A 21,450-nucleotide genomic window follows, 5' to 3' on the forward strand; every position below is an offset into this window, starting at 1 on the left:
GGTGTTGCTAAAGATTTCGCATCTATCGATAACGCTCCAGAAGAGCGTGAGCGCGGTATCACAATCGCAACTTCTCACGTTGAGTACGACACTCCAGCACGTCACTACGCACACGTAGACTGTCCAGGACACGCGGATTATGTTAAAAACATGATCACTGGTGCTGCACAAATGGACGGCGGTATCCTAGTTGTTGCTGCGACTGACGGCCCTATGCCTCAAACTCGTGAGCACATCCTACTTGGTCGTCAAGTTGGTATCCCTTACATCATCGTATTCATGAACAAATGTGACATGGTAGATGACGAAGAGCTACTTGAGCTAGTTGAGATGGAAGTTCGTGAACTTCTTTCTGAATACGACTTCCCAGGTGATGACCTACCAGTTATCCAAGGTTCTGCACTTGGCGCACTAAACGGCGAGAAGCAGTGGGAAGACAAGATCGTTGAGCTTGCAGAAGCACTAGATTCTTACATTCCTGAGCCAGAGCGTGCAGTTGACCAACCGTTCCTACTACCAATTGAAGATGTATTCTCAATTCAAGGTCGTGGTACTGTTGTAACTGGTCGTATCGAGCGCGGTATCCTACGTGTAGGTGACGAAGTAGAAATCGTTGGTATCAAAGAGACTACTCTTACTACTTGTACTGGTGTTGAAATGTTCCGTAAACTGCTTGACGAAGGTCGTGCAGGTGAGAACGTTGGTGCACTTCTACGTGGTACTAAGCGTGATGACGTTGAACGTGGTCAAGTACTTTCTGCGAAAGGTTCTATCAACCCACACACTAAGTTTGAGTCTGAAGTATACGTACTTTCTAAAGACGAAGGCGGCCGTCACACTCCTTTCTTCAAAGGTTACCGTCCACAGTTCTACTTCCGTACAACTGACGTAACAGGCGATATCACTCTACCAGAAGGCGTAGAAATGGTAATGCCAGGTGACAACGTTCAAATGACTGTTGAGCTAATCGCTCCAATCGCAATGGACGAAGGTCTACGTTTCGCAATCCGCGAAGGTGGCCGTACAGTTGGTGCTGGTGTTGTAGCTAAAATCTTTGCATAAGATTTGACGAACCACTAGTAAAAAGGGCATCATTTGATGCCCTTTTTCTGCGCTAAAAAAAGAGTTGGATGTTTTGACATCGATTTTTGCTCTTAGCAAAGAATTAAACGGTCTTTTTGACTAAAATGACTGTTAGATGTGTTGTTTTGCAACGCAAAGGAATGTGCCCTGCAACAGCGGGGTTATTGTCGTCTATATTTAAGACTTATCACAGGTTGGTTTTATGAAAGCAAACGCTGAAACTCCTGATAGCTCAGGTGCAGCAGATACAATGAAGTGGATTGTCGCTTTTGTTCTGTTGGCTGCTGCTGTTGTGGGTAATTACCTGTATGGTGAATTGTCTGTTGTAATTCGCGCTGCAGGTGTAGTTGTGCTGATTGCTGCCGCACTAGGCGTTGCAGCAACAACAACTAAAGGTAAAGCTGCGATCGATTTTGCAAAAGAATCTCGTATGGAGATTCGTAAAGTTGTTTGGCCTACTCGCCAAGAAACTATGCAAACTACATTGATCGTTTTAGCTGTATGTATTGTTATGTCTCTAGTGCTTTGGGGAATTGACGGCATTATGGTCCGTCTAGTTTCTCTAGCAACTGGGGTGTAGAGGGTTCTGATTCATGAGTGAAGCTCCAAAAAAACGTTGGTATGTAGTTCAAGCCTTTTCTGGCTTTGAAGGTCGTGTTGCACAGTCGCTACGCGAGCATATTAAAATGCACAACATGGAAGAACTATTTGGCGATGTGCTAGTACCTACTGAAGAAGTAGTGGAAATGCGTGCAGGCCAACGCCGTAAAAGTGAACGTAAATTCTTCCCTGGCTACGTATTAGTTCAAATGATCATGAATGATGAATCATGGCACTTAGTACGCAGCATTCCGCGTGTTATGGGCTTCATTGGTGGTACCTCTGATCGTCCTGCACCAATCACTGATAAAGAAGCTGATGCTATCTTGAACCGTCTAGAGAAAGCGAGCGAGTCTCCACGTCCTAAGACAATGTTCGAAGCGGGTGAAGTGGTTCGTGTGAACGATGGTCCATTTGCTGACTTCAACGGTACTGTTGAAGAAGTAGATTACGAGAAAAGCCGCATTAAGGTATCTGTATCGATCTTTGGTCGTGCAACACCGGTTGAGCTTGAATTTGGTCAGGTTGAAAAACTGGACTAAAACTCTAAGTTTTGAACAAGCTGTGGATAAATACTTCATAAGTTGTTCAAAATAAAAGAGTATAAAAAATCACCTTTTTAGGGTTGTTAAAGGCGCGAATTATGATTATAATTTCGCGCCTTTTTGCTTCTGTGGAAGTGAAAAAGAGTTAATTGAATTTATGGGGAGCTCGCCTTGCGGCTAGCGCATGTACCCAAAATATTAGGAAATATCATGGCTAAGAAAGTTGAAGCTTATATCAAACTGCAAGTTGCAGCTGGTATGGCAAACCCAAGTCCACCGGTTGGTCCTGCTCTAGGTCAGCACGGCGTGAACATCATGGAATTCTGTAAAGCGTTCAACGCAAAAACAGAATCTGTTGAGAAAGGTCTACCTACTCCAGTAGTTATTACTGTTTACAACGACCGTTCTTTCACGTTCGTAACTAAGACTCCACCTGCTGCTGTTCTTCTTAAGAAAGCTGCTGGCGTTAAGTCTGGTTCAGGTCGTCCAAACACTGAGAAAGTTGGTACTGTTACTGACGCTCAAGTTCAGGAAATCGCAGAAACTAAAGCTGCTGATATGACTGGTGCTGACATCGAAGCAATGAAACGTTCTATTGCTGGTACTGCTCGTTCAATGGGCCTAGTGGTAGAGGGATAAGATCATGGCTAAACTTACTAAGCGTATGCGCGTAATCCGCGACAAAGTTGACTCAACTAAAGAATACGAAATCAACGAAGCTGTTGCTCTTCTAAAAGAACTAGCGACTGCTAAATTCGTTGAGTCTGTAGACGTTGCTGTTAACCTAGGCATCGATGCTCGTAAATCTGACCAAAACGTTCGTGGCGCAACTGTGCTACCTCACGGTACTGGCCGTGACATCCGCGTTGCTGTTTTCACTCAAGGTGCAAACGCAGAAGCTGCTAAAGCTGCTGGCGCAGATATCGTTGGTATGGAAGATCTTGCTGAGCAAGTGAAAAAAGGCGAAATGAACTTCGACGTAGTTGTTGCTTCTCCAGATGCAATGCGTGTTGTTGGTCAACTAGGTACAATCCTAGGTCCACGCGGCCTTATGCCAAACCCTAAAGTTGGTACTGTAACTCCTAACGTTGCTGAAGCGGTTAAGAACGCTAAAGCTGGTCAGGTTCGTTACCGTAACGACAAGAACGGCATCATCCACACTACTATCGGTAAAGCATCTTTCGAAGCTAGCCAGCTTCAAGAGAACCTAGAAGCACTTCTAGTTGCTCTTAAGAAAGCTAAGCCTTCTTCAGCTAAGGGTACTTACCTGAAGAAAGTAAGCATCTCTACTACGATGGGTGCTGGTGTTGCTGTTGATCAAGCTAGTCTTGATACTCAAGCAAACTAATTTGCTTAGGCGCAGATTTAGTGTATACTTCTGCGCCTAATATTTGTGGTTGGGTGGTTTTAAAGCAATTTGAAATCATCTATCCCAAGACCGTAGGCGCTGTCGATTTTCATTAGATTATTGATAGCTTAATAAAACCTACGTAGGCGATGTTGTGGTTTGAAGTGGATTTATTCATTTTTAAATAACATCGTAAACGCTCAATACATTTTGTATTGGGTGCTGTAATCACAACCAGAGGTTAATCCAAATGGCTTTAAATCTTCAAGACAAAAAAGCAATTGTTGCTGAAGTCAACGAAGCTGCCAGTGGTGCACTTTCTGCAGTTGTAGCTGATTCTCGTGGCGTTGAAGTTGGCGCAATGACTTCTCTACGTAAACAAGCTCGCGAAGCGGGTGTTTACATGAAAGTTGTTCGTAACACACTAGCACGCCGTGCGGTTCAGGGTACAGACTACGAGTGTCTAGTAGACACTTTCACTGGTCCAACTCTGATCGCGTTCTCTAACGAGCACCCAGGTGCTGCAGCGCGTCTTTTCAAAGACTTCGCTAAAGAGAACAAAGATTTCGAGATCAAAGCTGCTGCATTTGAAGGCGCAGTTACTGATGCTGAAGTACTAGCGACACTACCAACTTACGACGAAGCTATCGCACGCCTAATGATGTGCATGAAAGAAGCTTCTGCTGGCAAGCTGGTTCGTACTATCGCTGCACTACGTGACCAAAAAGAAGAAGCAGCGGCTTAAGCCTTGCTTTTCACTGGTTGCAAATTAAACTTATTGTTGACTTAAAAGAGAATTGTTATGTCTATTACTAACGAGCAAATCCTAGACGCAGTTGCAGAAATGTCTGTAATGCAAGTTGTTGAGCTTATCGAAGCTATGGAAGAGAAATTCGGCGTTTCAGCTGCAGCTGCAGTTGTAGCTGGTGGCGCAGCTGGCGGCGACGCTGCTGCTGAGCAAACTGAATTCGACGTAATCCTAACTGCTGCTGGCGCTAACAAAGTACAAGTTATCAAAGCTGTACGTGGCGCAACTGGCCTAGGTCTTAAAGAAGCTAAAGGTCTTGTAGACTCAGCTCCTGCAGCGCTTAAAGAAGGCGTTGACAAAGCTGAAGCTGAAGCTCTTAAAGCACAGCTAGAAGAAGCTGGCGCTTCTGTTGAAATCAAGTAATTATTACTTAATTTCATAGCCGCAAGGCTAATGGCTGGTGGTTTATTAACCACCGGCCTTTTTGCGCTGTAGGGCTATGGCGAAATTTCCGCTGTTTAACCGTCATAATCCGAGCAAAAAAACAGTCATTTTTTCGAAATGATTGTTCACTACCACTAAACAGCTGTTTGTCACCACCCCCTCTGAAGAGTGTTTTGGGTGGTTTGGGTCACTTATCAGCGAGCTGAGGAACCCCATGGTTTACTCTTATACCGAGAAAAAGCGCATCCGTAAGGATTTTGGTACTCGTCCACAAGTTTTGGACATTCCATACCTGTTATCGATCCAGCTTGATTCTTTCGACAAATTCATCGAACAGGATCCAGAAGGTCAATACGGTCTTGAAGCTGCTTTCCGTTCTGTATTTCCAATTCAGAGCTACAACGGCAATTCTGAGCTGCAATACGTTAGCTACCGTCTTGGTGAGCCAGTTTTTGACGTTAAAGAATGTCAAATCCGCGGTGTTACTTACTCAAAGCCACTACGCGTAAAACTACGTCTAGTTATCTTTGATCGAGATGCACCAGCAGGTACTGTAAAAGACATTAAAGAACAAGAAGTCTACATGGGCGAAATTCCGCTTATGACAGACAATGGTACTTTCGTAATTAATGGTACCGAGAGGGTTATCGTATCCCAGCTGCACCGAAGCCCAGGCGTGTTCTTCGACAGTGATAAGGGTAAGACCCACTCATCAGGTAAAGTTCTTTATAACGCACGTGTAATTCCTTACCGTGGCTCATGGTTAGACTTTGAGTTCGATCCTAAGGATAACTTATTCGTACGTATCGACCGTCGTCGTAAGCTACCAGCATCGATTATTCTTCGTGCACTTGGTAAATCGACTGAAGAGATCCTTGATCTGTTCTTCGACAAAGTGAACTTCGAAGTGAAAGACCAAACTCTTCTTATGGAGTTGGTTCCTGATCGTCTACGTGGTGAAACTGCGTCATTCGACATCGAAGCAAACGGTAAAACTTACGTTGAGACTGGTCGTCGTGTTACTGCTCGCCATATCCGTCAACTTGAAAAAGATGGCGTTGAGCACATCGAAGTACCAGTAGAGTACATCGTTGGTAAAGTTGCATCTAAAGATTACATCAACGAAGCAACTGGCGAGATCATCGTTGGCGCGAACCAAGAGATTAGCCTAGAAGCTCTTGCTAACCTGTCTCAAGCAGGCCACAAGGCTCTACAAACTCTGTTCACGAATGACCTAGATCACGGTCCATTCATGTCAGACACTCTACGTGCAGATAGCACAGTAGATCGCATCTCTGCATTGGTAGAAATCTACCGCATGATGCGTCCTGGCGAGCCACCAACGAAAGAAGCTGCAGAGTCTCTATTCGAAAGCCTATTCTTCTCTGAAGAACGTTACGACCTATCAACTGTAGGCCGTATGAAGTTCAACAGCTCTATCGAGCGTGAAGAAGAAGAAGAGCGCGGTACTCTGGATGAATCAGACATCATCGAAGTGATGAAGAAACTGATTGGTATCCGTAACGGTATTGGTGAAGTGGACGATATCGACCACCTTGGCAACCGTCGTATCCGTTCTGTAGGTGAAATGGCAGAAAACCAATTCCGTGTTGGTCTAGTTCGTGTAGAACGTGCCGTTAAAGAGCGCCTAAGCCTTGGTGACCTTGATGCAATCATGCCTCAAGATCTTATCAACGCTAAGCCGATCTCTGCTGCAGTTAAAGAATTCTTTGGCTCTTCACAGCTTTCACAGTTCATGGACCAAAACAACCCATTGTCAGAAGTTACGCACAAACGTCGTATCTCTGCTTTAGGTCCTGGTGGTCTTACTCGTGAGCGCGCAGGCTTCGAAGTACGTGACGTTCACGTAACTCACTACGGTCGTCTATGTCCGATCGAAACGCCTGAAGGTCCAAACATCGGTCTAATTAACTCACTATCTGCGTTTGCACGTTGTAACGATTACGGTTTCCTAGAAACTCCGTACCGTCGTGTAGTAGATGGTGTAGTAACAGAAGAAGTTGATTACCTGTCTGCAATCCAGGAAGGTCAATTCGTAATCGCGCAAGCAAACACCATTCTTACTGAAGAAGGTACGTTTGCAGATGAGCTAATCACAGCTCGTCAAAAAGGTGAATCTGGTCTTCACCCACGCGATCACGTTGACTACATGGACGTTGCGACAAACCAAGTAGTATCTATCGCTGCTTCGCTTATCCCGTTCCTAGAACACGATGATGCGAACCGTGCATTGATGGGTGCCAACATGCAACGTCAAGCTGTACCAACACTTAAGGCTGATAAGCCTCTAGTAGGTACTGGTATCGAACGTAACATCGCAGTTGACTCTGGTGTTACAGCGGTTGCTAAACGTGGTGGTCAAGTTCAGTCTGTAGACGCTTCTCGTATCGTAGTTAAGGTTAACGAAGATGAATTGGTACCTGGCGAAGCTGGTATCGATATCTACAACCTAACTAAGTACACGCGTTCGAACCAAAACACATGTATTAACCAACGTCCAACTGTACTTCCTGGTGAACCAGTTGCACGTGGCGATGTTCTTGCTGATGGTCCTTCAACAGACCTTGGTGAACTAGCTCTTGGCCAAAACATGCGTATCGCATTCATGCCTTGGAACGGTTACAACTTCGAAGACTCGATCTTAGTATCTGAGCGCGTAGTTCAAGAAGACCGTTTCACGACAATCCACATCCAAGAACTATCTTGTGTGGCTCGTGATACTAAGCTGGGTTCTGAAGAGATCACAGCTGATATTCCAAACGTAGGTGAGTCTGCTCTGTCTAAACTAGACGAGTCAGGTATCGTTTACATTGGTGCTGAAGTTAAGGGTGGCGACATCCTAGTTGGTAAAGTAACCCCTAAAGGTGAAACTCAACTGACTCCTGAAGAGAAGCTACTACGTGCTATCTTCGGTGAGAAAGCATCTGATGTTAAAGATACTTCTCTACGTGTACCAAACTCTGTTTCGGGTACTATCATCGATGTACAAGTCTTCACTCGCGATGGCGTAGAGAAAGACAAGCGTGCACTTGAAATCGAACAGATGCAGCTTAAAGAAGCTAAGAAAGACCTAACTGAAGAGTTCCAAATTCTTGAGGGTGGCCTTCTTAACCGTGTTAAAGCTGTACTTCTGTCTGGTGGTTACTCTGAAGCTAAGCTTGATACTATCGGTCGTAAGCAATGGCTAGAGCAAGTTCTAGAAGACGATGCGCTACAAACACAGCTTGAGCAACTTGCTGAGCAGTGGGATGAGCTAAAAGCAGACTTCGATAAGAAGTTTGAAACTAAGCGTCGTAAAATCACTCAAGGTGATGATCTAGCGCCTGGCGTTCTTAAGATTGTTAAAGTTTACCTAGCGGTTAAACGTCGTATCCAGCCTGGTGATAAGATGGCCGGTCGTCACGGTAACAAAGGTGTAATCTCTAAGATTAACCCTGTTGAAGACATGCCATACGATGAGAAAGGTCAGCCTGTAGACATCGTACTTAACCCGCTGGGTGTACCATCGCGTATGAACATCGGTCAGATCCTAGAAGTTCACTTAGGTTTGGCTGCGAAAGGTATCGGTGACAAGATCAACCAAATGGTTAAGGAACAACAAGAACTGCATAAGTTCCGTGAGTTCCTACAGAAGGTTTACGATCTTGGTGATACTCGTCAGAAAGTTGATATTGCTGAACTGTCTGATGATCAAGTTCGTACACTGATCAAGAACCTACGTGGCGGTCTACCGATTGCTACTCCTGTGTTCGACGGTGCTTCTGAGTCTCTAATCAAAGAACTACTTAAACTGGGTGATCTGCCAGAATCTGGTCAGCTTAAACTGTTTGATGGTCGTACTGGTGATTCGTTTGAGCGTCCTGTAACTGTTGGTTACATGTACATGCTGAAACTGAACCACTTGGTTGATGACAAGATGCATGCTCGTTCAACTGGTTCTTACAGCCTAGTAACTCAGCAACCACTTGGTGGTAAAGCTCAGTTCGGTGGTCAGCGTTTCGGTGAGATGGAAGTATGGGCACTAGAAGCATACGGTGCTGCATATACTCTACAAGAAATGCTAACAGTTAAGTCAGATGACGTTAACGGCCGTACTAAGATGTATAAGAACATCGTAGACGGTAACCATAGCATGGAACCTGGTATGCCTGAGTCGTTCAACGTACTGTTGAAAGAGATTCGCTCGCTAGGTATCAACATCGAGCTAGAAGACGAAGAGTAATCCCTCCTTCTTTTTAAAAGAAGATAGGATTATTTGGTAAAAGGGAGCTTGCTACAGCAGTGAGCTCCTTTAACTCCTTACAGGAGCTGAATGTGAAAGACTTATTAAACTTTCTAAAAGCACAGCATAAGACCGAAGAATTTGATGCAATCAAAATCGGTCTATCTTCACCAGACATGATCCGTTCATGGTCTTTTGGTGAAGTTAAAAAGCCGGAAACAATTAACTATCGTACGTTCAAACCTGAACGTGATGGTCTGTTCTGTGCACGTATTTTTGGTCCAGTTAAAGACTACGAATGTCTTTGTGGCAAATACAAGCGCCTGAAGCACCGTGGTGTTATCTGTGAGAAGTGTGGCGTTGAAGTTACACAAACTAAAGTTCGTCGTGACCGCATGGGCCACATCGAGCTAGCTTCACCAGTTGCTCACATCTGGTTCCTAAAATCACTGCCGTCTCGTATCGGTCTACTAATGGATATCCCTCTACGTGATATCGAACGTGTTCTTTACTTCGAGATGTACGTAGTAACTGAACCAGGTATGACTGATCTAGAAAAATCTCAGATGCTTACTGAAGAAGAGTATCTGGATCGTCTAGAAGAGTGGGGTGACGAATTTACTGCTAAGATGGGTGCTGAAGCGATCAAAGATCTGCTTGCAACAATGGACCTTCATCAAGAAGTGGAAGAAATGCGCGAAGAGTTAGAAACGACTAACTCAGAAACTAAGCGTAAAAAAGTTACTAAGCGCCTGAAGCTAGTTGAAGCGTTCATTGCATCGGGTAACGATCCGCAATGGATGATTCTGACTGTACTTCCGGTTCTGCCGCCAGATCTACGTCCTCTAGTACCACTAGATGGCGGTCGTTTTGCGACTTCAGATCTGAACGACCTTTACCGTCGTGTGATCAACCGTAACAACCGTTTGAAGCGCCTTCTAGAGCTAGCTGCTCCGGACATCATCGTACGTAACGAAAAGCGTATGCTGCAAGAGTCTGTTGATGCACTTCTAGATAACGGTCGTCGTGGTCGTGCTATCACTGGTTCTAACAAGCGTCCTCTGAAATCTCTTGCTGATATGATCAAGGGTAAACAAGGTCGTTTCCGTCAGAACCTTCTAGGTAAACGTGTAGACTACTCTGGCCGTTCTGTAATCACAGTAGGTCCATACCTTCGTCTACATCAGTGTGGTCTTCCTAAGAAGATGGCACTTGAGCTATTTAAGCCGTTCATCTACAGCAAGCTAGAAACTCGTGGCATGGCTACGACAATCAAAGCTGCTAAGAAGATGGTAGAGCGCGAAGAAGCTATCGTTTGGGATATCCTGGACGAAGTAATCCGCGAACACCCAGTACTGCTTAACCGTGCACCTACACTTCACCGTCTAGGTATCCAAGCGTTTGAACCAGTACTAATCGAAGGTAAAGCGATTCAGCTTCACCCACTAGTGTGTGCGGCATACAACGCCGACTTCGATGGTGACCAAATGGCGGTACACGTGCCTCTAACTCTAGAAGCACAGCTTGAAGCACGTACACTGATGATGTCGACGAATAACATTCTGTCGCCAGCGTCAGGTGATCCGATCATCGTACCTTCTCAGGACGTTGTATTGGGTCTTTACTACATGACACGTGACAAGATCAACGTGAAAGGCGAAGGTATGTACCTTGCTGGCCCTGCTGAGGCTGAAAAGGCATACCGTACTAAGACTGCTGAGCTACACGCTCGCGTTAAAGTACGTATCACCGAAACTGTAGTAGACGAAGATGGTAACAGCACTACTGAAACGAAGATGGTTGATACAACTGTCGGCCGTGCAATGCTATGGCAAATCGTTCCAGCTGGCCTACCGTACAGCATCGTTAACCAAAAGTTAGGTAAGAAGCAGATCTCTACTCTTCTTAACGAGTGTTACCGTAAGCTTGGTCTAAAAGATACAGTAGTATTTGCTGACCAAATCATGTACGCAGGTTTTGCATACGCTGCACTTTCTGGTGTTTCTGTAGGTATCGACGATATGGTTGTACCTCAAGCGAAATACGATGAAATTGAATCTGCTGAAGAAGAAGTTCGCGAAATCCAAGAGCAATTCCAATCTGGTCTTGTTACTGCGGGTGAGCGTTACAACAAAGTTATCGATATCTGGGCATCTACGAATGACCGCGTTGCGAAAGCAATGATGGATAACCTATCTTCTGAAACAGTTATCAACCGTGACGGCGAAGAAGAACAGCAAGAATCGTTCAACAGCATCTACATGATGGCCGACTCGGGCGCACGTGGTTCTGCAGCTCAGATTCGTCAGCTAGCAGGTATGCGTGGTCTGATGGCGCGTCCAGATGGTTCAATCATCGAAACGCCGATCACAGCGAACTTTAAAGAAGGTCTAAACGTCCTTCAGTACTTTATCTCAACGCACGGTGCTCGTAAGGGTCTTGCGGATACAGCACTGAAAACAGCAAACTCGGGTTACCTAACTCGTCGTCTAGTAGACGTTGCTCAAGACGTTGTAGTACACGAACATGACTGTGGCACGCATGAAGGTATCGACATGATGCCTCACATCGAAGGTGGTGACGTTAAAGTTGCACTTTCTGAGCTTGCTCTAGGTCGTGTAGTAGCTGAAGACGTTCTTAAGCCTGGTACTGAAGATGTACTGATTCCACGTAATACTCTGATTGATGAGAAGTGGTGTCAAATCATGGAAGACAACTCAGTAGATAGCATGAAAGTGCGCTCTGTTGTTACCTGTGATGCAGACTTCGGTTGTTGTGCACAGTGTTACGGTCGTGACCTAGCACGTGGTCACCTAGTGAACCAAGGTGAAGCAGTTGGTGTTATCGCTGCACAATCTATCGGTGAACCGGGTACACAGCTAACGATGCGTACGTTCCACATCGGTGGTGCGGCATCTACTGCAGCAGCAGAGAACAGCATCCAAGCTAAGACAACTGGTACTGTGAAACTTCACAATGCTAAGTTCGTAGTTAACAAAGATAAGAAACTGGTTATCACTTCTCGTGCATCTGAGATGACGATTATTGATGAATTCGGCCGTACTAAAGAGAAGCACAAACTTCCTTACGGTTCGATGCTAACCAAAGGCGACAACGCAGCAGTTACTGCTGGTGAAGTTGTAGCTAACTGGGAAGCGCATACCATGCCAATCATCACTGAAGTGGCAGGTCGTATCCAATTCGTAGATATGATCGATGGTATTACAGTTTCTCGTCAAACTGACGATCTAACGGGTCTTTCTTCAAGTGAAGTTACAGACGCAGCAGCTCGCCCAGCAGCAGGTAAAGATATGCGTCCAGCTATCAAACTTGTTGATGAGCAAGGTAACGACGTAATGATCCCTGGTACTGATATGCCAGCTCACTACTTCCTACCTGGCAAAGCGATTGTAAACATCGAAGATGGCGCTGAAGTTGGCATCGGTGACACACTATCTCGTATCCCTCAAAAATCGAGCGGAAACAAAGATATCACCGGTGGTCTACCACGCGTAGCTGACCTATTCGAAGCTCGTAAGCCTAAAGAGCCTGCGATCCTTGCTGAGCACACAGGTACTGTGTCTTTCGGTAAAGAAACGAAAGGTAAGCGTCGTCTAGTAATCACTCGTGAAGGCGGTGACGCTTACGAAGAGATGATTCCTAAGCATCGTCAATTGAACGTGTTCGAAGGTGAGAAGATTGAACGTGGTGATGTAATCGCCGACGGTCCTGAAACTCCACACGATATCCTGCGTCTACGTGGTATCCACGCAGTAACTCAGTACATCGCGAACGAAGTTCAAGAAGTTTACCGCTTACAAGGCGTAAAGATTAACGATAAGCACATCGAGACTATCGTTCGTCAAATGCTACGTAAGTGTACAATCACTCATTCTGGTGACTCTCCGTTCCTACCTGGCGAACAAGTTGAGTACCACAATGTTAAGATTGCTAACCGTAAGCTAGAAGCTGAAGGTAAAGAACTAGTACGTTTCGAACGTGATCTACTAGGTATTACTAAAGCATCTCTTGCAACTGAGTCATTCATCTCAGCTGCATCGTTCCAAGAAACGACTCGCGTACTAACAGAAGCTGCGGTTTCTGGTAAGCGTGATGACCTTCGCGGTCTGAAAGAGAACGTAATTGTTGGTCGTCTGATCCCAGCTGGTACTGGTTTCGCATACCACCAAGAGCGTCAAAAACAACGTGAAGAAGAGCAAGAAGGTCCTTCAGCTGAACAAGCTACTGACAATCTAGCAGCACTTCTAAACGCTGGTTTCTCTTCAGAAGAGTAAGCTCTACGAGTAGTCTCTAAGAGATAAGAAAAAGGCACCTTCGGGTGCCTTTTTTGTATCTGGCGTATTGGTATTTAGCTATGACTTATAAAGTGATAGGTGTGCTTATCTAGCTGGTGAGGTTGGATTTATGTCCTGAAGAGTGCTCTTTGAGGCCAGTAAGATAAAGGGTAGAGATGACTAGGCTGATTAGGGCTGTAACCATATGCTTATGGCTAAAGGTCAGGGCGAGCGAGTAAGCTCTGTCTGAAAGGTTCTGGGTAGTTTGGATAACCTTACAGACAAAACAAAAAGCTTGCACAGAGGCAAGCTTATTAAGGATTCGGCTAACTAAGCGCCTGGTGGAATCGCTAAACTGTCTGCAATAAGCTGGATAAGATTATCTTCTACTTCAAAACGTAGTTCGAGTAGTTCACCTACTTTGGACATATCTCCTTCGAAGTTAGGCAACTCATCGTCTGCATTTACTTTAACGTACTTATCATTGAATTCTAGAAGCGGCTCGGTTGTAAGTACGATCTTCGCGTAAGTTGTATCAATCTCGTCATTGGTTTTAAAGCCTGTTGCTTGCCATTTTTTCATGACCATATCGTAGATCTTAAAATGACCCTCTGAGATATAATCGACAACATGATCACAGAATGAGCTTATTTCTTTAGGGGAAGGGAGTTCAACAACGTTTGATTGCCCGTTGCTAGCTGGCTGCAAGGCACCTAGCTTACAATACTCAACGATTAGAGACTGTCGAGTTTCGAGCCAATGATCGATGACCTCATTAGAGCCACCCCATTGTTCTTGTATTTGTTTGAATTTATTTAGCATGACCATGTCCTCATGATCTGATCACAACCTTGTGATCAAGTAATTGCCTAAGCAGGGTCCGTTTTATTGGTAGCTACTAAAAGTAATAGCTTGAAATATTCTCTGCTACAACTCTAGTATGAAATTAGATTGCCAGTAAAATGAACGAACTGCAAGCAATGAGGCATAGGGATGTTAAAAAAAAGTGATAACAAAATGACAGAGCAAGCTTATTGGTGCGTCGTTTCTGGTAGTGATATTTGGGTTAATAATGATCAGTTTCCGTTTGGCTCTGCTGAAGAGCTTGGGCTGAGTGTGGAGCATGCAATCTGTATTGGTCAGCATCAAGGTCGCAAGGTGTATTGGCTCAACGATTGTGATGTGGAGAATGAGCTGAGCATGGTCAGCCTAAGAGAGTTACTGCACTGGCCTGAAGTGAGTTTCTTGACTGCAAGCAAAGCCATCCAATATGGGCATATGACTCAAAGTATGCGTTTTTGCCCTCAGTGTGGTGGTCGAAATCATCTCAACCATAACCAGGTGGCGATGCAGTGTGGAGATTGCCGCACACTTCATTATCCTCGTATCTTCCCGTGCATCATTGTCGCTGTACGAAACGACAACAAGATATTGCTTGCGCAGCACCCAAGACATAAGACAGGTATGTATACCGTGATAGCGGGCTTCCTAGAGGTCGGAGAGACCTTAGAGCAGTGTGTGGCAAGAGAAGTCAAAGAAGAAACGGGTATCGATGTCGATAATATTCGTTATTTTGGCAGCCAGCCATGGGCGTTTCCATCGAGTATGATGATGGGCTTTCTCGCAGATTATGCTGGTGGTACGCTCAAGCCTGACTACAGCGAGCTATCGGATGCTCAATGGTTTGACGTAACAAGCCTGCCTGATGTTGCTCCTGTTGGAACCATTGCGAGACAGTTGATTGAGAAAACCGTTGATGACGTGATGAAAGATGGTGTGACTGAGCAGATACTAGAGCACTAATTTGCCTGTGATAGTATTTGGCCTATGGGTGATCAAAAGCTAAAAAAAACCCTCCACAAGTGGAGGGGGTAAGTAAGATGTCGTTATGAGATGCTGAGTAGTGACTACTCAGATGTTATAATTGTAATTTTCGCTAGCGAACAAATTTTTAACATGCTCCCGTAATTGGGTGCAAATTAAGCATTGATTTAAAAGTTAATAACTTGATCTAGGTTGCAAAGCACACAGCTTTTACCCTTCAATCAGTGTTAGAATACTTGCCATCAAAACTAGACAAGATTGAATTGGAATTTAACGGAATGACCGAATTAAAAAACGATCGCTATTTACGCGCACTTTTAAAACAGCCTGTTGATTACACACCGGTATGGATGATGCGCCAAGCTGGCCGCTATCTTCCTGAATACAAAGCAACGCGCGCTGAAGCGGGCGATTTCATGTCTTTGTGCAAAAACGCGGAACTGGCATCAGAAGTAACACTTCAACCTTTACGTCGTTTCCCGCTTGATGCGGCAATCTTGTTCTCAGACATCCTAACTATCCCTGATGCAATGGGCTTAGGTTTGTACTTTGAAACAGGTGAAGGTCCTAAGTTTGAGCGTCCTATCACGTGTAAAGCTGACGTAGAGAAGATTGGCCTACCTGATCCAGAAGGCGAGCTTCAATACGTAATGAATGCCGTTCGTCAGATCCGTAAAGACCTGAAAGGCGAAGTGCCACTGATTGGTTTCTCTGGTAGCCCATGGACTCTAGCGACATACATGGTTGAAGGTGGAAGCTCTAAAGCATTCACTAAGATCAAGAAGATGATGTACGCAGAACCACAAACGCTGCACCTGCTTCTAGACAAGCTGGCTGACAGTGTTATCGAATACTTGAACGCGCAAATTAAAGCGGGTGCTCAATCGGTAATGGTATTTGATACATGGGGTGGTGTACTGACTCCTCGTGACTACAACCTATTCTCACTGCAATACATGCACAAAATCGTTGATGGCCTAATCCGTGAAAACGAAGGTCGTCGAGTACCGGTTACTCTGTTCACTAAGAACGGTGGCATGTGGCTTGAGTCTATCGCAGCAACAGGTTGTGACGCGGTTGGTCTAGACTGGACAATCAACATCGCAGATGCAAAAGCTCGCATCGGCGACAAAGTTGCTCTGCAAGGTAACATGGATCCTTCAATGCTTTACGCTCAGCCTGAACGTATTCGCGAAGAAGTGGGCAGCATCCTTGAAGGCTTCGGCGACGGTGGTACAGGTCATGTATTTAACCTAGGCCACGGTATCCACTTAGATGTACCGCCAGAGAACGCTGGTGTATTCGTTGACGCTGTTCACGAATTGTCTAAGCCTTACCACAAGTAATTCTGAGTAAGATTATTGAAAGCGCTGTTGGGAAACCAACAGCGCTTTTTTATTGCCTGAAATTGGCATTTGATGGCGGTTTAATCTTGTTGTGTGCAGTTAATTAGGTATTTGGATCATGGTAGGCCAAATGCTCAGAGATGTGTTTCCTGATATAAGGAGTGACTTCACTTTCAAACCAAGGGTTCTTCTTGAGCCAGATATTATTGCGTGGCGAAGGGTGGGGTAATGGCAAAAACTCAGGCGCCCACCTTTGCCAATCACGCACGGTTTCGGTCAATGTGCTGGTGGTCTTGTTTGTTAGGTAATGGTTTTGTGCGTACTGGCCAATCAGCAGTGTCATTTGAATATTGGGTAGAGATTGCAGCACTTTGTTATGCCAAAGCTCCGCGCACTCTTTGCGTGGTGGAAGATCACCACTTTTCCCTTTCCCCGGATAACAAAACCCCATAGGCACAATCGCGACTTTTTGCTCGTCGTAAAAAGTATCGCTATCTATCCCTAACCATCCTCTTAATCGTTCGCCACTCGCGTCATTCCAAGGGATCGACGACTCATGCACCTTGATACCCGGCGCTTGACCTATGATCAGCAAGCGCGCGTTTGGATGCGCTTGAATCACCGGGTTAGCACCGTGTGATAGGTGAGGCTCACAAGCTCGGCATTGTCGAATCTCTTTAAGTAACGAAGAGGACATCAGTAACCTTTATCAAAATCGATGACATGATTAAGTGTAAAGCCATCTCGCCACTGTTTGTAATTCTCTGCGAAGATCTCGACTACTTGTCTTGGCTCACTGAGTGCAGCGATGTGTGGAGTGATGGTGACTTGCGGTAGTTTCCAGAAAGGATGTTCCTGAGAGAGGGGTTCACTTTCAAACACATCTAAAAATGCGTGTTCTACCCATCTGTTTTTTATGGCGAGCAACAAGGCTTTATTGTCGATGCTTTCCCCTCGACCGACATTAAACAGCAACACATTAGAGCAGTAACCTAACGTGGTTTGGTTCAACAGCTGATAGGTTTCAGCGGTTGATGGCAAGGTGTTGACCACAATATCGGCCTGCTTAAGGGCAGCCTCTATCTCATTGATGTGGAAAGTCTCTTTAAAGGTTTCTTGTTTGGATGGGATGCCGGTACGGTTGACACCTATGGTATGAATACCAAAAGCCGCCGCGGTTTTTGCCAAATGACTGCCGATTGAACCTGTTCCTAAAATCACCATAGTTTTGTCAGTTAGGCTAGTACAAAGCTGTGGCTGCCAGTTTCGTTGTTGTTGATGCTGGTGGTAATGAGGGAAGTGTCTACAGTGACTGATTGTGTAACCCAATACGTATTCTGCGATAGCCGGACCAAAGATGCCTTTGACGTTGGTTAGCGTATAGTCCTGACGCAGATCTGGCTGAGTGAGTTTATTGATTCCGGCATAGGTACTCTGTACCCAGTCTAGCTCTTTAAACTCGCCGAGGCGCTCTGCGATTAGAGGTGGTGACGCCAAGACAATCTGTGCTGATTTGGGGTTTTGAGTGATTTCTAGGTCGGGTAAATCCTGGTTTAGAATCAGTTGCGTATAGGTATCGTCATGCTCAGTAAGAATATAGAGCTTATTCGTAAAATTGTTCATCGGCTTACCTTTTCCCCCCAGGGTTTATCAAGTACACTTTCGCTGTCTTTTTCTGCAATTATTGAGTGACTATGCTTCAGAATCCACTGCAGGTTCGTCTTGAAAAGTTAGAACCTTGGCAACAAATTACCTTTATGGCGTGTCTATGTGAGCGTATGTACCCTAACTATGCCATTTTTTGTGAGAATACAGAATTTGCGGAAGCTCGAATCTATCGTGATGTTTTGGATAGCATTTGGGAAATCCTGACGGTTAAAACAGCAAAGGTGAACTTTGAGCGTCAACTTGAGAAGGTTGAAGAGCTATTCCCTAGCGGTGATGATTTTGATTTTTATGGTGTTTACCCAGCAATGGACGCATGCCAAGGCCTAGCAACGCTAATTCATGGTCTGCTTGACCGTGAACATATGTTGGAAGCGGTAATTAAAGTGAGTCAACAATCGGTGAAGACGGTTGCTGAGCTTGAGTTTGCTCAAGGCGCTGAAGAAGTGACGAACGAAAACCAGAAAGAAAACGAAGCGGTGTGTGAAGAGTGGGACGTTCAGTGGGCCATTTTCCGACCTCTACGTGAAACGACTGAGCGTGACTTAGAGCTGATCAAAGACCTACGCCACGAACTGCGTGAAGACCCAGTCAGTAACATTGGTGTTGCGCTATAATTCGCAATTGCACCAAGGTACGAATAAAAACAAAGGCTCCCTAGGGAGCCTTTGTTGTATCTGACGGTATCAAATTTAGATTAAGCGTCTTTTTTGTCTTCGTTCTACACTTTGTCTTTTGATGCCTTATCTTTTGATGCGTCGTCGTCATTCGTTGATTTTGCATCTGAAGAGTCGTTGTCTGCTGGAGTTTCTTCCTCGTCCTCGTCATCGCGGTTTTCGATAACACCGTGTGTCTCTTTCCACTTCTCCCAGCGTTGGAACGCCAGTTCTTGCATGTCAGTCGTCTTATCCGCTTCGTCGACAATCTCTTCGCCCACTAGGTGCTCAAAGATGTCTTCTAGGGTGATGATGCCCTGAATAGTGCCGTATTCGTCCACAACTAAAGACAGTTGCAGGCGGTTTGCCATCATCTGGTCAAAGGCCTTAGCCAAGCCCATGTTGTTCAGCAACACGTGGATAGGGCGCATTACTTCACCCAAAGCTTTCTCACCACAACCGGCTTGCTGCAATCTAAACAGCTCTAAGCGGTGAACAAAACCGATGATGTTGTCACTCTGCTCGCTGTAAACCAGCGGACGTGAGAATGGCGTGTCTTTATGTTGTTCTAGGAACGTATTCACACTCATTTCCGCATCAACACGGAATACCACTGGGCGCGGCGTCATTACCTGAGTCACGGGTACATCTTGAATACCCAGTAGGTTGCTCAGGATTTTTGACTCGCCTTCTGCAAATTCACCGCTCTCTTTTGCCAAAATCGCCATTGCAGATAACTCATCACGCATTTTTGGTGCTTGGTGGCCACGAGCAAGACGTTTGGTGATCTGTTCTGAGAACCATACAAACGGTGTTAGGAAGAACACCATCCAACGAAGCACGCTTGCCGAAGCAGGAGCAAGTTGACGCCAGTAGGTTGCACCAATGGTTTTTGGAACAATCTCAGATAATACCAAGATACCTAGCGTTAGCACGGCAGAGAAGACACCTAACCATTGGCTACCAAAAACGACAGCCGCTTGTGCACCTGCTGTCGCAGCACCGATAGTATGGGCGATGGTGTTGAGCGTTAAAATTGACGCAAGCGGGCGGTCAATATCTGTTTTCAGTTTGTCTAAAGACTCTGCTGCAGGGTGCCCATTTTGTTTTAGTTGAGCAATGTAGCTCGGACTAATACTCAAAAGTACAGCTTCCAAAACAGAACAAATGAAAGAAACTCCAATAGCAATGGAGACGTAAATAGATAGCAGCAGCATGTTTGCCCTTAAATTAAATTGTACGCTTTAGCAGCGATTCAGCGTGGATTATAGTGAAAAAGTAGTGGCTAGGTCATCATTAATTTTGCTCTCAGCCCCTTTTAAACAAGGGCTTGCTTAATAAAATCAGTAACAAATTGTGAGTTATTACTCATATTATGGCTAAAACTACGGCATTAGAGCTAAAGATCGACGACAAACCTTTGCCAGATGGGGCATTTATGTTTTAGAGTGAATTGAATTCAAAAATACAAAGAAGGGAAACCTAAAATGAACAAGACTCAATTAATCGACTTTATTGCTGAAAAAGCGGACCTTTCTAAAGCACAAGCTAAAGCTGCTCTAGAAGCGACTCTTGGCGGTGTTACAGATGCTCTTAAAGATGGCGATCAAGTTCAGCTAATTGGTTTTGGTACTTTTAAAGTAAACCACCGTGCAGCTCGCACTGGTCGTAACCCAAAAACTGGTGATGAGATCCAAATCGCTGCTGCAAATGTTCCAGCATTTGTTGCAGGTAAAGCGCTGAAAGATTCAGTGAAATAATCTAAACTGTACCGAGGTAGTCGTATTCCACCTCGGTACAGGTTTTTATGAAAAAAGCATTTCTTCTCGTTTCACTATTATCTACATTTCTTATTGGCTGTTCTTCAACAAGCCCTCGCAAAAACCTAGAGCAATTTGAAACTCACACTGGCGGCCAAGTCATGGGCGACGCGACGAGTTTCTACTGGGTTACAAACAAGCTAACACAACCTCATACTTCAGCTGACTACGTCACTGTCGGCGATTACGGCTGGTACCAAACTGATTATGCTTGGTCAGAAGGCGTGCTTCGTGAATTCATTCGTGAAGGCGAGCAGCGTAACTCTTCTAATGAGCTGGTTCCCTATCGAGTCCATGTGCGTTTCAATAAGTCAGGCGAAGCTGTGTATCAACAGTATCGTATTGATAGCAAAATCTTACCTATCCAAGCCAAGCAGCTTGAAAACTATCAGAAAGAAGCGACGTCGGTTCTAGAGACCACAACGAAGCAGCATGATGAAGGGCTTAGGCTGATTCAGGGTTACTGGAATGGCAGCTCTTTTAAAACGTGCGCTGGTGGTGAGTTTGATCGCATTGAATTTAACCAGACCTTGCCAGGCTTCGTGATTGACCGATTGGCGTCTGTGGAAAGCTATGCGGCGTTTCTTGGCAGTGATTCACTGGGTAAGATGAGCGTGGAAGAGTTACTGATGCTGGCTGAAGACAGCCATGATTGTGTCGTTAGGCCATCATTGTTGAAAGAATAGCGAGTAATCAAAGGATTGAGAGTATTTGGCCTACTGTAGGCCAAGTGCCTATTTGTCTGTACAAATACAGATTCTTGTGTAAATGAGATAATAAAAGGCGCCTATTGAGGCGCCTTTTTCTGTTATTCTGTCCCGTCCTGAAATGTG

Annotated in this window: 18 protein-coding genes; 14 read left to right on the plus strand and 4 right to left on the minus strand. The window is 45.1% G+C overall.

Features of this window, described 5'->3' with window-relative positions:
- From tuf to rpoC, 9 genes are all read left to right on the plus strand, one after another.
- The coding region (gene tuf, locus AB4329_RS15770) for an elongation factor Tu (protein WP_136983005.1) at nt 1–1,062 on the plus strand (1,062 nt) is incomplete at its 5' end.
- A 223-nt stretch (nt 1,063–1,285) separates the two neighbouring features.
- Nucleotides 1,286–1,663, plus strand: a complete 378-nt coding sequence (secE, locus tag AB4329_RS15775) for a preprotein translocase subunit SecE (protein ID WP_010435558.1) — start codon at nt 1,286–1,288, stop codon at nt 1,661–1,663.
- 13 nt (nt 1,664–1,676) lie between these two features.
- Nucleotides 1,677–2,225: a transcription termination/antitermination protein NusG gene (gene nusG, locus AB4329_RS15780; RefSeq protein WP_010435556.1), complete on the plus strand. Its 549-nt coding sequence runs from the start codon at nt 1,677–1,679 to the stop codon at nt 2,223–2,225.
- A 213-nt stretch (nt 2,226–2,438) separates the two neighbouring features.
- The gene (gene rplK / locus AB4329_RS15785; RefSeq protein ID WP_010435555.1) at nt 2,439–2,867 is read left to right on the plus strand and encodes a 50S ribosomal protein L11; all 429 of its coding nucleotides are present in this window, start codon (nt 2,439–2,441) and stop codon (nt 2,865–2,867) included.
- Nucleotides 2,868–2,871: 4 nt separating this feature from the next.
- Nucleotides 2,872–3,576: a 50S ribosomal protein L1 gene (gene rplA / locus AB4329_RS15790; protein WP_017068866.1), complete on the plus strand. Its 705-nt coding sequence runs from the start codon at nt 2,872–2,874 to the stop codon at nt 3,574–3,576.
- 250 nt (nt 3,577–3,826) lie between these two features.
- Nucleotides 3,827–4,321, plus strand: coding sequence for a 50S ribosomal protein L10 (gene rplJ, locus AB4329_RS15795; RefSeq protein WP_017060524.1), 495 nt, complete (start codon nt 3,827–3,829; stop codon nt 4,319–4,321).
- A 57-nt stretch (nt 4,322–4,378) separates the two neighbouring features.
- Complete coding sequence (gene rplL / locus AB4329_RS15800; protein WP_017060525.1) at nt 4,379–4,747, plus strand: 50S ribosomal protein L7/L12; 369 nt, start codon at nt 4,379–4,381, stop codon at nt 4,745–4,747.
- A 235-nt stretch (nt 4,748–4,982) separates the two neighbouring features.
- Nucleotides 4,983–9,011 carry a DNA-directed RNA polymerase subunit beta gene (rpoB, locus tag AB4329_RS15805; protein ID WP_017060526.1) on the plus strand — a complete coding sequence of 1,343 codons (4,029 nt, stop codon included), beginning with the start codon at nt 4,983–4,985 and terminating at the stop codon, nt 9,009–9,011.
- A 92-nt stretch (nt 9,012–9,103) separates the two neighbouring features.
- Nucleotides 9,104–13,306: a DNA-directed RNA polymerase subunit beta' gene (gene rpoC / locus AB4329_RS15810; protein WP_017060527.1), complete on the plus strand. Its 4,203-nt coding sequence runs from the start codon at nt 9,104–9,106 to the stop codon at nt 13,304–13,306.
- Nucleotides 13,307–13,636: 330 nt separating this feature from the next.
- On the opposite strand, the gene AB4329_RS15815 is transcribed toward rpoC, so the two are convergent.
- A complete protein-coding gene (locus tag AB4329_RS15815) occupies nt 13,637–14,134 on the minus strand; it encodes an Rsd/AlgQ family anti-sigma factor (RefSeq protein WP_032546263.1) in 498 nt (165 codons plus the stop codon).
- Between the two features lie 165 nt (nt 14,135–14,299).
- On the opposite strand from AB4329_RS15815, the gene nudC reads away from it, so the two are divergent.
- Nucleotides 14,300–15,109, plus strand: coding sequence for an NAD(+) diphosphatase (nudC, locus tag AB4329_RS15820; protein ID WP_017060529.1), 810 nt, complete (start codon nt 14,300–14,302; stop codon nt 15,107–15,109).
- A gap of 299 nt (nt 15,110–15,408) precedes the next feature.
- Nucleotides 15,409–16,476, plus strand: coding sequence for a uroporphyrinogen decarboxylase (gene hemE, locus AB4329_RS15825; RefSeq protein WP_017060530.1), 1,068 nt, complete (start codon nt 15,409–15,411; stop codon nt 16,474–16,476).
- Nucleotides 16,477–16,579: 103 nt separating this feature from the next.
- On the opposite strand, the gene AB4329_RS15830 is transcribed toward hemE, so the two are convergent.
- Nucleotides 16,580–17,173, minus strand: a complete 594-nt coding sequence (locus AB4329_RS15830; RefSeq protein ID WP_137001876.1) for a uracil-DNA glycosylase family protein — start codon at nt 17,171–17,173, stop codon at nt 16,580–16,582.
- Nucleotides 17,173–18,099: a D-2-hydroxyacid dehydrogenase gene (locus AB4329_RS15835; RefSeq protein WP_372138714.1), complete on the minus strand. Its 927-nt coding sequence runs from the start codon at nt 18,097–18,099 to the stop codon at nt 17,173–17,175. The genes AB4329_RS15830 and AB4329_RS15835 overlap by 1 nt, the downstream gene beginning before the upstream one ends.
- A gap of 71 nt (nt 18,100–18,170) precedes the next feature.
- Here AB4329_RS15835 and AB4329_RS15840 point away from each other — a divergent pair, with 71 nt between their 5' ends.
- Nucleotides 18,171–18,758: a YjaG family protein gene (locus AB4329_RS15840; protein ID WP_372138716.1), complete on the plus strand. Its 588-nt coding sequence runs from the start codon at nt 18,171–18,173 to the stop codon at nt 18,756–18,758.
- A 104-nt stretch (nt 18,759–18,862) separates the two neighbouring features.
- On the opposite strand, the gene AB4329_RS15845 is transcribed toward AB4329_RS15840, so the two are convergent.
- Entirely contained in the window at nt 18,863–20,014 is a 1,152-nt protein-coding gene (locus AB4329_RS15845; protein WP_017062700.1) for a CNNM domain-containing protein, read from the minus strand.
- A 270-nt stretch (nt 20,015–20,284) separates the two neighbouring features.
- Here AB4329_RS15845 and hupA point away from each other — a divergent pair, with 270 nt between their 5' ends.
- Nucleotides 20,285–20,557 carry a nucleoid-associated protein HU-alpha gene (hupA, locus tag AB4329_RS15850; protein ID WP_004729753.1) on the plus strand — a complete coding sequence of 91 codons (273 nt, stop codon included), beginning with the start codon at nt 20,285–20,287 and terminating at the stop codon, nt 20,555–20,557.
- A 47-nt stretch (nt 20,558–20,604) separates the two neighbouring features.
- Entirely contained in the window at nt 20,605–21,303 is a 699-nt protein-coding gene (locus AB4329_RS15855; RefSeq protein ID WP_017063655.1) for a DUF1481 domain-containing protein, read from the plus strand.
- Nucleotides 21,304–21,450: the final 147 nt, after the last annotated feature.

This window comes from Vibrio sp. 10N.261.54.A5 (assembly GCF_041471145.1).
In the GTDB taxonomy this organism is placed as follows: domain Bacteria; phylum Pseudomonadota; class Gammaproteobacteria; order Enterobacterales; family Vibrionaceae; genus Vibrio; species Vibrio crassostreae_C.

What these genes read in the sequence shown, in the direction of transcription:
- secE (WP_010435558.1), top strand. Translation starts at nt 1,286, where the DNA reads ATGAAAGCAAACGCTGAAACTCCTGATAGCTCAGGTGCAGCAGATACA.
- nusG (WP_010435556.1), top strand. Translation starts at nt 1,677, where the DNA reads ATGAGTGAAGCTCCAAAAAAACGTTGGTATGTAGTTCAAGCCTTTTCT.
- rplK (WP_010435555.1), top strand. Translation starts at nt 2,439, where the DNA reads ATGGCTAAGAAAGTTGAAGCTTATATCAAACTGCAAGTTGCAGCTGGT.
- rplA (WP_017068866.1), top strand. Translation starts at nt 2,872, where the DNA reads ATGGCTAAACTTACTAAGCGTATGCGCGTAATCCGCGACAAAGTTGAC.
- rplJ (WP_017060524.1), top strand. Translation starts at nt 3,827, where the DNA reads ATGGCTTTAAATCTTCAAGACAAAAAAGCAATTGTTGCTGAAGTCAAC.
- rplL (WP_017060525.1), top strand. Translation starts at nt 4,379, where the DNA reads ATGTCTATTACTAACGAGCAAATCCTAGACGCAGTTGCAGAAATGTCT.
- rpoB (WP_017060526.1), top strand. Translation starts at nt 4,983, where the DNA reads ATGGTTTACTCTTATACCGAGAAAAAGCGCATCCGTAAGGATTTTGGT.
- AB4329_RS15815 (WP_032546263.1), bottom strand. Translation starts at nt 14,134, where the DNA reads ATGGTCATGCTAAATAAATTCAAACAAATACAAGAACAATGGGGTGGC.
- nudC (WP_017060529.1), top strand. Translation starts at nt 14,300, where the DNA reads ATGTTAAAAAAAAGTGATAACAAAATGACAGAGCAAGCTTATTGGTGC.
- hemE (WP_017060530.1), top strand. Translation starts at nt 15,409, where the DNA reads ATGACCGAATTAAAAAACGATCGCTATTTACGCGCACTTTTAAAACAG.
- AB4329_RS15830 (WP_137001876.1), bottom strand. Translation starts at nt 17,173, where the DNA reads ATGTCCTCTTCGTTACTTAAAGAGATTCGACAATGCCGAGCTTGTGAG.
- AB4329_RS15835 (WP_372138714.1), bottom strand. Translation starts at nt 18,099, where the DNA reads ATGAACAATTTTACGAATAAGCTCTATATTCTTACTGAGCATGACGAT.
- AB4329_RS15840 (WP_372138716.1), top strand. Translation starts at nt 18,171, where the DNA reads ATGCTTCAGAATCCACTGCAGGTTCGTCTTGAAAAGTTAGAACCTTGG.
- AB4329_RS15845 (WP_017062700.1), bottom strand. Translation starts at nt 20,014, where the DNA reads ATGCTGCTGCTATCTATTTACGTCTCCATTGCTATTGGAGTTTCTTTC.
- hupA (WP_004729753.1), top strand. Translation starts at nt 20,285, where the DNA reads ATGAACAAGACTCAATTAATCGACTTTATTGCTGAAAAAGCGGACCTT.
- AB4329_RS15855 (WP_017063655.1), top strand. Translation starts at nt 20,605, where the DNA reads ATGAAAAAAGCATTTCTTCTCGTTTCACTATTATCTACATTTCTTATT.